Below are 12920 nucleotides of genomic sequence, written 5' to 3' on the forward strand. Positions count from 1 at the left end.
GCGGTGACATGATCGGGCGATACGCAGGGTTATTCCCTCGCATTCGCCAGAACGCTCCCGCCCTCAAATCAGTAGCGAACCCTGGTTCCCGCATTCTGGCGCGCCTATCGTCAGGACCGGGATGCAGCAGCCGCGTTTTGCCTGTCGCGGCCTGAAAACACGGACAAAGGATCTGCCATGCGCCTTACCACACTGAGTTCCACCCTGCTTGCCCTCGGCTTGCTGAGCCAGGCTCCCGCGAGCCTCGCCAACAACCTGGTGTTCTGCTCCGAAGGCAGCCCGGCAGGTTTCGACACCGCCCAGTACACCGCGGCCACCGACAACGACGCCGCCGAACCGATCTATAACCGCCTGGTCGAGTTCGAGCGCGGCGGCACTGCCGTGCAGCCGGGCCTGGCCACCGACTGGCAGGTGTCCGAGGACGGCCTGAAGTACACCTTCCACCTGCGACCCGCTGTGAAGTTCCATGGCAACAAGGACTTCAAGCCCAGCCGCGACTTCAACGCCGACGACGTGCTGTTCACCTTCAACCGCATGCTCGACAAGGATCACCCCTTCCGCAAGGCCTATCCCACCGAGTTCCCGTACTTCATCAGCATGGGGCTGGACAAGAACATCGCCAAGGTCGAGAAGACCGACCCGCTGACCGTGGTCTTCACCCTCAACCAGGTCGACGCCGCGTTCCTGCAGAACATCGCCATGGCCTTCGCCTCGATCCTCTCCGCCGAGTACGCCGACCACCTGCTGGCCAGCGGCAAGGCCAGCGATATCAACCAGAAGCCGATCGGCACCGGTCCGTTCGTGTTCCAGCGCTACCAGAAGGATTCGCAGATCCGCTTCAAGGGCAACAAGGAATACTGGGCGCCGGACCGGGTGAAGATCGACAACCTGGTGTTCTCGATCAACGTCGACCCCTCGGTGCGCATCCAGAAGCTGCGCCGCAACGAATGCCAGATCACCCTGCACCCGCGCCCGGCCGACCTGCCCGCGCTCAAGGCAGACGGCAAGCTGCAGGTGATGACACAACCCGGTTTCAACCTTGGCTACATCGCCTACAACACCCAGCACCCACCCTTCGACCGGCTTGAGGTGCGCCAGGCCATGGACATGGCAGTGAACAAGCAGGCAATCATCCAGGCGGTCTACCAGGATGCCGGCCAGACCGCCGTCAACGCCATGCCGCCGACCCAATGGTCCTACGACAAATCGATCAAGGACGCCCCGTTCGACCCGGAAAAGGCCAAGCAACTGCTGAAGCAGGCCGGGGTCAAGGAAGGTACCGAGATCACCCTGTGGGCCATGCCGGTACAACGCCCCTACAACCCCAACGCCAAGCTCATGGCCGAAATGCTCCAGTCCGACTGGAGCAAGCTCGGCTTCAAGGTGCGCATCGTCAGCTACGAATGGGGTGAATACCTCAAGCGCATGAAGAACGGCGAGCATGACATCGCCCTGATCGGCTGGACCGGCGACAACGGTGATCCGGACAACTGGCTCGGCACCCTGTTCAGCTGCGACGCCATCGGCAGCAATAACTACTCCTTGTGGTGCGATTCGCAATACGACGCACTGGTGAAAAAAGCCAAGCAGGTCACCGACCGCGACCAGCGCACCAGCCTCTACGAACAAGCCCAGCAACGTCTCAAGCAACAGGTGCCGATTACCCCGGTTGCGCACTCCACGGTCAACCAGCCGCTGAGCATCAGCGTGAAAGACTTCAAGGTCAGCCCCTTCGGACGCAACGTTTTCTCCGGCGTCAGCATCGATTGACCCTGCAACGCCCGGCCGGGAGTGCGACCCACTCCCGCGACGGCGTGCAGCCCGGATTTGCCTGGCAACCCCCAGGCAGACACTGCAGTACCGCGTCACCGTGACAAGCCCGGCCCACAAGGTCGGGTGATAACTAGAAAAATATCAGGGAGCTTTCATGTTGATTCGTACCACCACCACCGCACTGGCCTTGTCCGTCGGCGCCTTCTGCGCCCTCGCCCAGGCCGAACCCGCAAGCCAGGACTTCGTGCCGTTCGCGCTCAAGTCCAGCAGTGAACAGGCCGAGGCCAAAGGCTTCATCGATGGCCAGAGTCTGACCGGCAGCACCCGCAACTGGTATGCCCGCGAACGCGCCACCCGCGCGCCGCTGTGGAAATACACCAAGGGCGACGGCACCCGCCACGACACCCACAGCCGCGACAACTGGGTGCAGGGCACCATCCTCAACTACAGCTCGGGCTTCACCGAAGGTACCGTGGGCTTCGCCGTCGAGGCCGCGGCCTACAATGCCATCGCCCTCGAGCAGGGCCGCGCCGCCGTGGCCGGCCCGAACAACCGCACCCTGACCCACAGCGACGGCGACCCGATCGGCCAGTGGAGCAAGATGGGCCTGGGCAATGTCAAGGCGCGCATCTCCAACACCACGCTGACCGTCGGTCGTCAATCGGTCGACACGCCGATGATCGCCTACATCGGTAACCGTGCCTTGCCATCGAGCTTCCAGGGCGCGTTCCTGCACAGCGCCGAGTTCGAGAACCTGTCGTTCGACGTGGGTACCTTCGACCGCGTTTCGCCGCGTACCGAGCAGAGCCTGAGCAAGTTCCGCAGCGAATACGGCAACGGCAGGGAAACCGACCGCGCCAGCACCGTCGGCATCAACTACCAGCCGCTCAAGAGCCTGACCACCAGCCTCTACGCGACCAAGGTCGAGGACTTCTGGAACCAGTACTACTTCGGCGCCAACCACGTGCTGGGCGACAGCGCGGTGCTGAGCCTGACCACCGGTCTTAACTACTACAAGACCGTGGACGAAGGCAGCAAGAAGATGGGCGAGATCGACAACGACACCTACAGCCTGTCGTTCGGCCTGACCCACCAGGCCCACACCCTCACCGCCTCCTGGCAGCAGGTCAACGGTAACGAGTACTTCGACTACCTGCACGAGACCAACGGCATCTACCTGGCCAACTCCCTGCTGTCGGACTTCAACGGCCCGAACGAGAAATCCCTGCAGATCAGCTATGTGCTGAACATGGCGCCGTATGGCGTGCCGGGCCTGAAGTTCAACGTCTACAACGCCCGCGGCTGGGATATCGACGGTACCCACTACAAGGGCACCGCCTATGACGTGCGCGGCCAGGACGGCGAGAACCACTACGAGTGGGGCATCGGCACCAGCTACGCGGTGCAGAGCGGCATGCTGAAGGACACCACCATCCGCGCCACCTATACCGCCCACCGTGCCAGCAAGGCGCAGAGCGACGGCAGTCTCGACGAGTTCCGCGTCGTCACCACCATTCCGTTCAACATCCTCTGACCGTTGGCGCCACGGCCCGCCTCCCCACGGGCCGTGGCGGCTACGCTGGAACTAGCACTGCAGGGAGGTTCCATGAAATTGCTACCGCTACGTGCTGCCCTGGCAGCCGTCATCCTGGGCGCCGCATCGAATCTGGCGGCCAAGCCGCTGGTGGTGTGCACCGAAGCCAGCCCGGAAGGCTTCGACATCGTCCAGTACACCACCGCCGTCACCGCCGATGCCACGGCCGAGGCCATCTTCAACCGCCTGGTCGACTTCAAGCCCGGCACCACCGAGATCCAACCGGCCCTGGCCACCAGCTGGGACGTCAGCCCCGACGGCCTGGTCTACACCTTCCACCTGCGCGAAGGCGTCAAGTTCCACACCACCGACTACTTCAAGCCCACCCGCGACTTCAACGCCGATGACGTGCTGTGGAGCTTGAACCGTCAGTTGAAGAAAGACCATCCGTGGCACGACAAGACCAGCGTCGGCTATCCCTACTTCGAGAGCATGGCCTTCAAGGACCTGCTCAAGTCGGTCGAAAAGACCAACGATCACACCGTGGTGATCACCCTGACCCGCCCGGAAGCGCCTTTCCTGCGCGACCTGGCCATGGCCTTCACCTCGATCTACTCCGCCGAGTACGGCGACCAGTTGCTCAAGGCCGGCAAGACCGGCGACCTCAACAGCAAGCCGGTCGGCACCGGCCCGTTCGTGTTCCAGCGCTACAACAAGGACGCCAACGTCCGCTACAAGGCCAACCCGGACTACTTCCGTGGCAAGCCACCTGCCGATGCGCTGATCTTCGCCATCGCCACCGACAGCAACGTGCGCCTGCAGAAACTGCGCGCCAACGAATGCCAGATTGCCCTCTATCCCAAGCCTGACGACGTGCCGGGTATCAAGACCGACCCGAAACTCAAGGTCGCCGAGATCGAAGCATTGGTTACCGGCTACATCTCGATGAACACCCAGCACAAATACCTGAGCGATGTGCGCGTGCGCAAGGCAATCGACATGGCCTTCGACCGCCAGACCCACGTCGACCAGCTGTTCGGCAAGGGCAACGCCCTGGTTGGGGTCAACCCGTATCCACCGACCATGATCGGCTACAACACCGACAACAAGAACCCACCCCATGACCTCGACAAGGCCCGCGCCCTGCTCAAGGAAGCCGGCGTGCCGGAGGGCACGGTGATCACCTTGTTCACCCGCAACGGCGGTGGCCCGACCAACCCCAACCCGCGCCTGTCCGCCGAAATGCTGCAGTCGGATCTGGCCAAGATCGGCATCAAGCTCGACATCCGCGTGATGGAATGGGCCGAGATGCTGCGTCGCGCCAAGAAGGGCGAGGCCGACCTGGTGTCGGCGGGCTGGGCCGGCGACAACGGCGACCCGGACAACTTCCTCACGCCGATGCTCAGCTGTGACGCGGTGAAAAGCGGCGAGAACTATGCACGCTGGTGCAACCAGAAATTCCAGGACCTGATCACCCGCGCCCGCGAAGTGATCGACAACGACGAACGCGCCAGGCTCTATAACGAGGCCTTGGCGGTGTACGATGAAGACCAACCGTGGATCAGCATGGCCCACCCGAAGATGTTCACCGCCATGCGCGAGAACGTCGAAGGCTATGTGATCAACCCACTGACCAACAACAACTTCGCCACCACCCAGGTGAAGTAGAACAACAACAGCCGCCGGACCTTGTGCAAGAGGCCCCGGCGGCACGCCGTTTCCGGCTGATGAGGTACCCCTGACAATGTTGAGTTTTATTGCCCGACGCCTGGGTCTGCTGATTCCGACCTTCTTCGGTATCACCCTGCTGACCTTCGCGCTCATACGCCTGATCCCCGGCGACCCCGTCGAAGTGATGATGGGCGAACGCCGGGTGGACCCCGAAATGCATGCCCAGGCCATGGAGCGCCTGGGCCTGAACAAGCCACTGCCGGCCCAGTACCTGGACTATGTCGGCAAGCTCGCCCAGGGCGACCTGGGCGAATCCCTGCGCACCCGTGAAAGCGTATGGAACGAATTCCTCACCTTGTTCCCGGCAACCCTGGAGCTGGCCATGGCCGCCCTGCTGTTCGCCGGGGTCATCGGCCTGCTGGCCGGGGTGATCGCCGCGCTCAAGCGCGGCTCGCTGTTCGACCACGGGGTGATGGGCATCTCCCTGGCCGGCTACTCGATGCCGATCTTCTGGTGGGGCCTGATCCTGATCATGTTCTTCTCGGTGAGCCTGGGCTGGACGCCGGTCTCCGGGCGCATCGACCTGCTCTACGACATCGAGCCGAAAACCGGCTTCATGTTAATCGACACCCTGCTCAGCGACGAGGAAGGCGCGTTCAAGGATGCGCTGATGCACCTGATCCTGCCCGCCATCGTGCTGGGCACCATCCCGCTGGCGGTGATCGCCCGCATGACCCGTTCGTCGATGCTCGAAGTGCTGCGCGAGGACTACATCCGTACCGCCCGCGCCAAGGGCCTGTCGCCGTCGCGCGTGGTATTCATCCACGGCCTGCGCAACGCGCTGATCCCGGTACTCACTGTGTTCGGCCTGCAGGTCGGCACGCTGCTGGCCGGCGCCGTGCTCACCGAAACCATCTTCTCCTGGCCGGGCATCGGTAAATGGCTGATCGAAGCCATCGGTGCCCGTGACTACCCCGTGGTCCAGAACGGCATCCTGTTGATCGCCTGCCTGGTGATCCTGGTCAACTTCGTCGTGGACATCCTCTACGGCCTGGCCAACCCACGCATCCGTCATCAGCGCTGAGGACTACGCCATGACCAGCCCGATTCCAAAATCCGTCACCCCGCCCAGCGTGGTCGACCAAAGCTTGCTCTATCCCTCGCCATATAAAGAATTCTGGCAGGCCTTCTCGCGCAACAAAGGCGCGGTGGCCGGCCTGGCGTTCATGTGCCTGGTGGTGTTCTGCGCCCTGTTCGCCCCCTGGGTGGCGCCGCACAACCCCAGCGAGCAATACCGCGACTTCCTGCTCACGCCGCCAGTGTGGCTCGAAGGCGGTACCTGGCAATTCATCCTCGGCACTGATGAGCTGGGCCGCGATCTGCTCTCGCGGCTAATCCAGGGCGCTCGACTGTCGCTGCTGATCGGCCTGTCGTCGGTGGTGATGTCGCTGATCCCGGGTATCCTGCTGGGCCTGTTTGCCGGCTTCTTCCCGCAGATCCTCGGCCCCTCGATCATGCGTCTGATGGACGTGATGCTGGCCCTGCCCTCGCTGCTGCTGGCCGTGGCCATCGTCGCCATCCTCGGCCCAGGCCTGATCAACACCGTGATCGCCATCGCCATCGTCTCGCTGCCGTCCTACGTGCGCCTGACCCGCGCCGCGGTGATGGGCGAACTGAACCGTGACTACGTCACCGCCGCGCGCCTGGCCGGTGCCGGCCTGCCGCGACTGATGTTCGTCACCGTGCTGCCCAACTGCATGGCGCCGCTGATCGTGCAGGCTACCCTGAGCTTCTCCTCGGCGATCCTCGACGCCGCAGCCCTGGGCTTCCTCGGCCTCGGTGTGCAGCCGCCAACCCCCGAGTGGGGCACCATGCTGGCCTCAGCTCGCGACTACATCGAACGCGCCTGGTGGGTGGTTAGCCTGCCCGGCCTGACCATTTTGCTCAGTGTGCTGGCAATCAACCTGATGGGCGACGGCCTGCGCGACGCGCTGGACCCGAAACTCAAGAACGCCGCCTGAGGAGATCGCCATGTCACTGTTGCAGATCAACAACCTGAACGTGCGCTTCGGCGACGCCAATGCCGTGCCTGTGGTGGACGGCCTCGACCTGAGCGTGGATGCCGGCGAGATCCTCGCCATCGTCGGCGAATCTGGCTCGGGCAAGTCGGTGACCATGATGGCGCTGATGGGGCTGATCGAAGCCCCCGGGCGCATCACCGCGGACGTGCTCGACTTCGCCGGCACCAATATGCTCAAGCTCAGCGGCCGCCAGCGCCGCAAGGTGGTGGGCAAGGACATCGCGATGGTCTTCCAGGACCCGATGACCGCGCTCAACCCCAGCTACACCGTGGGCTACCAGATCGAGGAAGTGCTGCGCCAGCACCTCGGCCTCAAGGGCAAGGCTGCGCGCCAGCGCGCCCTGGAACTGCTGAAGAAGGTCGAGATCCCGGCTGCCGAAAGCCGCCTCGACGCCTACCCGCACCAACTGTCCGGCGGCATGAGCCAGCGCGTGGCCATCGCCATGGCCATCGCCGGCGAGCCGAAACTGCTGATCGCCGATGAACCCACGACCGCGCTGGATGTAACCATCCAGGCGCAGATCATGGAGCTGCTGGTCAACCTGCAGAAAGAGCGCAACATGGCGCTCATTCTGATCACCCACGACCTGGCCGTGGTCGCCGAAACCGCCAAGCGCGTGTGTGTGATGTACGCAGGGCAAGCAGTCGAAGTAGGCCAGGTGCCCGAGCTGTTCGACGTACCCGCCCACCCTTACAGCGAAGCGCTGCTGGCGGCCATTCCCGAGCACAGCATCGGCGCCGAACGCCTGGCCACCCTGCCTGGCATCGTCCCCGGCCGCTATGACCGCCCACAAGGCTGCCTGCTGTCGCCGCGCTGCCCCTATGTGCAGGAAAACTGCCGCCGGCAGCGCCCGCCCCTCGATCCCCAGGCCCACAGCCTGGTGCGTTGCTTCTATCCGCTGAACCAGGAGGTGGCGTGATGGCCGTCGTACTTTCCGCTCGTGAGCTGACCCGCCACTACGAAGTATCCCGCGGCCTGTTCAAGGGCCAAGCGCTGGTGCGAGCGCTCAATGGCGTGTCGTTCGAACTGGAGGCCGGCAAGACCCTGGCCGTGGTCGGTGAATCCGGTTGCGGCAAGTCGACCTTGGCGCGGGCCCTGACCCTGATCGAGGAGCCTTCCTCCGGTTCGCTGCAGATCGCCGGCCAGGAGGTAAAGGGCGCCAGCAAGGACCAGCGCAAACAGCTGCGCCGTGACGTGCAGATGGTGTTCCAGAGCCCGTATGCCTCGCTCAACCCACGGCAGAAGATCGGCGACCAGCTGGCCGAACCGCTGCTGATCAATACCTCGCTGAGCAAGGCGGAACGCCGCGAGAAAGTGCAGAAGATGATGGAGCAGGTGGGCCTGCGCCCCGAGCACTACCAGCGTTATCCGCACATGTTCTCTGGCGGTCAACGCCAGCGCATCGCCCTGGCCCGGGCGATGATGCTGCAACCCAAGGTACTGGTGGCCGACGAGCCGACCTCGGCGCTGGACGTGTCAATCCAGGCCCAGGTGTTGAACCTGTTCATGGACCTGCAAAAGGAGTTCAACACCGCCTACGTATTCATCTCCCACAACCTGGCGGTGGTGCGCCATGTGGCGGACCAGGTGCTGGTCATGTACCTCGGTCGGCCAGCGGAGATGGGGCCCAAGCAGGACATCTACGACAAGCCGCTGCACCCATATACACAGGCGCTGTTGTCTGCGACCCCGGCGATCCATCCAGATCCGCTGAAACCGAAGATCCGCATTGCCGGTGAGCTGCCCAATCCGTTGAACCCGCCGGATGGCTGTGCCTTCCACAAACGTTGCCCGTATGCCACCGAACGATGCGCCAAGGAAGTCCCAGCGTTGCGCAAAGTGAGCACGCGGCAGGTGGCCTGCCACTACGCCGAGCAGTTCCTGTAGCGTTATGCGCCAATGAAAACGCCGCCCTTCGGGGGCGGCGTTTTCATTTCTCAGTGCATGAACAGTGCAATCAGGATGATCACCGGAATAGGTACCCCGAGCATCCACAGCAATAATGAGCGCATGATGTTTCTCCTTGTTCCTGTGCGGGTTATCGAATCGGTGCGGAGGCGTGGCGCAAGTTGTAGTCTGCTTGACTGGCTTCGAGCCACTGAACCCGATCACGCTGCCGGCCACCGAAGAGTGCCGCCAGGCTGGCGAAGAAGGCGCCGCAAAGCAGGGCGACGAAGGTCCACAACGCGGTCCAGGCCGCAGCCTTTGTCGCAGCATCCGCAGCTTGCTTGGCTTCGACCTTGGCTTGCTGCAGTTGCGCATAGACCTGATCAACGCGTGCTTCGGCCTCGGGCTGGGTCAGGCGAGTGCGCTGGGCCACCACCTGGGCCAGGTAGGTCCGGTCCTCCGGCGCAAGCGTGCCGCCCTGAGCCAGCGAGCGGGTCAGAATACGCGCTGCCACACCATTTGCAGCGTCGTCACTGACCGCCACCGGGCCTTGAGCACGGAACAGGCTATCGACGAAGTAGCCCATCGGGTCCTTGCCCTGGCTGTCGCTGCCAGCCACGCCCGCAGCGGCAGTTGTAGCCGCTCCGGACACAGCGGTGGCGCCGGCGCCCAGCAAGTTGCCAGCAGTACCGAGCACCAGCATGGCCGCCACGAGCGTGGCAACCGCCCACGCCAGGAAGCCATGTGCAGTGTCCCGGAAATACACTTCATCACCGTGCAGGTTGGCCCATTTCATCCGCAGGCGACCGGCGATGTAACCACCTAGGCCCGAGGCCAGTATCTGTGTGATCAGTAGCCAGATGATGGTGGAAATCCCAAGCGCCTTGGCGCTGGCGCCTTCGTCGGCCCAAGGCGAGGTAGCGGCCAGGCCCAACCCTGTTCCCAGTACCACCAGGATCAGGGACAAGGCCGCCGCCGCTGCTGCGCCAGCGAATATCGCGGCCCAGGAAACACCGGAGCGATTGGGGTCGTTGGTGGGGTAGTCGGCAGGTGTGATCATGATTCGACGCCTTTATCTGAGGGGGAGGTCCTTTCTCGGGTAAGGCAGTGCAGGGGCTGTGCCACTTTGTGTCAAAACATGACTTCTTTATAAATCAGGCGGTTGGCGTGTAGGCAACATCTGAACATCATGCAAAATGCCAGATCGGGTCGGAAACGGCAGGGCCTTCTGCAACCCTGGCTGCGACCTGTGCATACGGGCTGGTTCTTGTCAGACCGGGACGCGGCGAGGCACCATCCACGGCATGTCTATCACCACCGTCCCCGACGGCCCTGGGCAGACCCCGCTCACCGCCGCCACCGTCATGCGCTACCACCTGTGCTGGAAGCATCGCGACCTGGACGGGGTGATGGCCCTGTACCACCCGGATATCCAGTACCACGACTTCTTCCAGAACCGCGTGCTCGGTTTCAGCCAGCTGCGCGACTACGTGCGCGCCAGCCTGCCCCACGAGGCCGGGGAGGACATCGTCCACAGCGACCGCATCCGCGTCGATGGCTGCACCGCGTTCATCCAGTACCAGGTCACCGTACAAGGCGGCGACGGCCTGGTGGCGTTCCAGTCCAGCGAGGCGATCACGGTCAGGGACGGGCTGATCTGGCAGGTCAACGAATACGCCACGCTGGTGCGCGGCGATGCCAAGGGCAGGCCCGCCGGTGGTCCGCGCCCTGCCACCAGCCGGCTTGGCCTGTCGCCACGCCAGCTGTCGACCATGGCCCAGGACCTGGAGCACTACTTCCAGGCCCAACGCCCCTACCTTGACCCTGAACTGGACCTGCAGCAGGTCGCCGACGAAAGCGGCTACAGCCGCAACCAGATTTCCTACCTCCTCAACCAGGTGCTTGGCCAGAGCTTCTACCGCTACGTCAACCAGGCCCGCCTGCAGCACCTGCTGAGCCGGTTGGACAATAGCTGCGCTACGGCGCCCGTCGATGACCTGGCGTTCAACGCCGGTTTCAATTCGCTGTCGGCGTTCTACAAGTGCTTTCGCGAGCACACCGGCCTGTCGCCCAAAGCCTACCTCAAGCAAATTTCCCTGCGTGCACGCACGTAAGACAGCCCTCCCCGCGCTTCACTAGGATCGTCCACATACCTTGAACGGATGTGGAGGCCGACCCGATGCAACCCCTGCGCACGATCAGCCTGTGGATGGACCAGCTCGACGAGCCGTTGTGCGCGCGCCCGGCCCTGCGCCAGGACCTGGATCTCGACGTGTGCATCATCGGCGCCGGCTACACCGGCCTGTGGACGGCCTACTACCTCAAGCGCCAGGCGCCGCAGTTGAACATCGCGGTGATCGAGGCCAACATCGCCGGCTTCGGCGCCTCCGGACGCAATGGCGGCTGGTTGATGGGCAACCTGCTGGGCGAGGACCGCCTGCTGGCCACGCTCTCGCCGCAGCAACGGCGTGAAAGCATCGACCTGCTGCAAGGCATCCCCGACGAAGTCCACGACGTGCTGCTGCGCGAAGGCATCGCCTGCGACTACCGCAAAGGCGGCGTGCTCTACTGCGCCGCCCGCTACCCGGAACAGGAACGCAACCTGCGCGCCTGGCTCGACGACCTCTACCGCCAGGGCATGAATGAAGACGACTACCGCTGGCTGCGTCCGGAACAGCTGGATGCCCAGCTGAAGGTAAGCAACCCCTACGGCGCCCTCTACAGCCCGCACGTCGCCACCATTCAACCGGCCAGGCTGGTGCGTGGCCTGGCACGGACGGTCGAGGCCATGGGCGTGCCGATCTACGAGAACACCCCAGCCATAGACTGGCAGACCGGCGAAGTGCGCACCCCGTTGGCACGCATCCGCAGCCACTGGGTGGTGCCGGCCGTGGAAGGCTACGCCGCCAGCCTGCCACCGCTCGGGCGGCACCAGCTGCCGGTACAGAGCCTGCTGGTGGCCACCGAGCCGCTGCCGGAGTCGACCTGGGAGCAGATCGGCCTGGGCCAGGGCCAGGCCTTCAGCGAAAACAGCCGCCAGGTCACCTATGGCCAGCGCAGCGCCGACAACCGCCTGGTGTTCGGTGCCCGCGGCGGCTATCGCTTCGGAGGCCGTCTGCGCGAGGATTTCACCCTGACCACCGACGAGGTGGAGCTGCGCCGCTACCTGTTCGGCGAACTGTTCCCACAGCTCAAGCACGTACGCATCACCCACTCCTGGGGCGGCAACCTCGGCATGGCCCGGCGTTTCCGCCCCCACATGCTCTGCGACCGCCAGCGCGGCATCGCCCTGGCCGGCGGTTATGGCGGCGAGGGTGTCGGCGCCACCAACCTCGGTGGACGCACCCTGGCCGCGCTGATCCTCGGTCAGCACAACGAACTGACCGCGCAGCCCTGGGTGCACGACAACCGCCCGCTGTCGAGCCTGGCCAGCTGGCCACCCGAGCCGTGCCGCTGGCTGGGCTACAACGCGATCATCCAGAGTTTCGTCCACGAGGACCGGACCCTCGCCAACCCCGCCAGCGCGCCCTGGCGGCGACGCCTGGCCAGTGGGCTGGCCGACTTCATGGAAGGCTTCATGCACTGACTTCCCCTCACCACCACACAGGATCCACTGGTCATGAGCATCACCCAGTTCAAGCACACCGACAGCGCCATCCTGGACAGCAGCACCCCGGTCGCCATGCCCCTCGGCGAGCCGGTCGCAGTGACTTCGGTCACCTGCGTCGAACGCAACGACGGCGTCGAGACCGGTATCTGGGAATGCACCCCGGGGCGCTGGCGGCGGCAGATCATGCAGCAGGAGTTCTGCCATTTCATCAAGGGCCGCTGCACCTTCACCCCCGACGGTGGCGAGCCCCTGGTCATAGAAGCCGGAGACGCACTGATGCTACCGGCCAACAGCCTCGGCACCTGGGATATCCAGGAGACCGTGCGCAAGACCTACGTCCTCATTTTCTGATCCGCTGATCGCC

General features: G+C 64.1%; 11 protein-coding genes. 10 read left to right on the forward strand and 1 reads right to left on the reverse strand.

Going from position 1 to position 12920, the window contains the following annotated elements; genetic code table 11:
- The first annotated feature begins 177 nt into the window (after nucleotides 1-177).
- The 7 genes from LU688_RS22795 to LU688_RS22825 all read left to right on the forward strand — a co-directional run bounded on the left by LU688_RS22795 (nucleotide 178) and on the right by LU688_RS22825 (nucleotide 8946).
- On the forward strand, nucleotides 178-1770 hold the full coding sequence (locus LU688_RS22795; protein WP_023630504.1) for an ABC transporter substrate-binding protein: 1593 nt from the start codon (nucleotides 178-180) through the stop codon (nucleotides 1768-1770).
- Nucleotides 1771-1927: 157 nt separating this feature from the next.
- Nucleotides 1928-3307: an OprD family porin gene (locus LU688_RS22800; RefSeq protein ID WP_371041586.1), complete on the forward strand. Its 1380-nt coding sequence runs from the start codon at nucleotides 1928-1930 to the stop codon at nucleotides 3305-3307.
- Between the two features lie 72 nt (nucleotides 3308-3379).
- Entirely contained in the window at nucleotides 3380-4975 is a 1596-nt protein-coding gene (locus tag LU688_RS22805; RefSeq protein ID WP_104444943.1) for an ABC transporter substrate-binding protein, read from the forward strand.
- A gap of 76 nt (nucleotides 4976-5051) precedes the next feature.
- Nucleotides 5052-6062: an ABC transporter permease subunit gene (locus tag LU688_RS22810; protein ID WP_023630501.1), complete on the forward strand. Its 1011-nt coding sequence runs from the start codon at nucleotides 5052-5054 to the stop codon at nucleotides 6060-6062.
- A 10-nt stretch (nucleotides 6063-6072) separates the two neighbouring features.
- On the forward strand, nucleotides 6073-6999 hold the full coding sequence (locus tag LU688_RS22815) for an ABC transporter permease subunit (protein WP_038706756.1): 927 nt from the start codon (nucleotides 6073-6075) through the stop codon (nucleotides 6997-6999).
- A gap of 10 nt (nucleotides 7000-7009) precedes the next feature.
- Nucleotides 7010-7978, forward strand: coding sequence for an ABC transporter ATP-binding protein (locus LU688_RS22820; protein WP_023632049.1), 969 nt, complete (start codon nucleotides 7010-7012; stop codon nucleotides 7976-7978).
- Complete coding sequence (locus tag LU688_RS22825) at nucleotides 7978-8946, forward strand: peptide ABC transporter ATP-binding protein (RefSeq protein ID WP_104444942.1); 969 nt, start codon at nucleotides 7978-7980, stop codon at nucleotides 8944-8946. The genes LU688_RS22820 and LU688_RS22825 overlap by 1 nt, the downstream gene beginning before the upstream one ends.
- Nucleotides 8947-9097: 151 nt before the next feature.
- Here LU688_RS22825 and LU688_RS22830 read toward each other — a convergent pair whose 3' ends face one another.
- Complete coding sequence (locus tag LU688_RS22830) at nucleotides 9098-10006, reverse strand: hypothetical protein (RefSeq protein ID WP_038706757.1); 909 nt, start codon at nucleotides 10004-10006, stop codon at nucleotides 9098-9100.
- Nucleotides 10007-10250: 244 nt separating this feature from the next.
- On the opposite strand from LU688_RS22830, the gene LU688_RS22835 reads away from it, so the two are divergent.
- The 3 genes from LU688_RS22835 (at nucleotide 10251) to LU688_RS22845 (ending at nucleotide 12907) form a co-directional block, all read left to right on the forward strand.
- Nucleotides 10251-11060 (forward strand): helix-turn-helix domain-containing protein, encoded by an 810-nt coding sequence (locus LU688_RS22835; protein ID WP_104444941.1) that lies wholly within the window; start codon nucleotides 10251-10253, stop codon nucleotides 11058-11060.
- A 65-nt stretch (nucleotides 11061-11125) separates the two neighbouring features.
- The gene (locus LU688_RS22840; RefSeq protein ID WP_160290938.1) at nucleotides 11126-12532 is read left to right on the forward strand and encodes an NAD(P)/FAD-dependent oxidoreductase; all 1407 of its coding nucleotides are present in this window, start codon (nucleotides 11126-11128) and stop codon (nucleotides 12530-12532) included.
- A gap of 33 nt (nucleotides 12533-12565) precedes the next feature.
- Entirely contained in the window at nucleotides 12566-12907 is a 342-nt protein-coding gene (locus LU688_RS22845) for a cupin domain-containing protein (RefSeq protein WP_104444939.1), read from the forward strand.
- Nucleotides 12908-12920: the final 13 nt, after the last annotated feature.

The sequence above is a fragment of the Pseudomonas soli genome (genome assembly GCF_021283165.2).
GTDB classification, from domain to species: Bacteria; Pseudomonadota; Gammaproteobacteria; order Pseudomonadales; family Pseudomonadaceae; genus Aquipseudomonas; species Aquipseudomonas soli.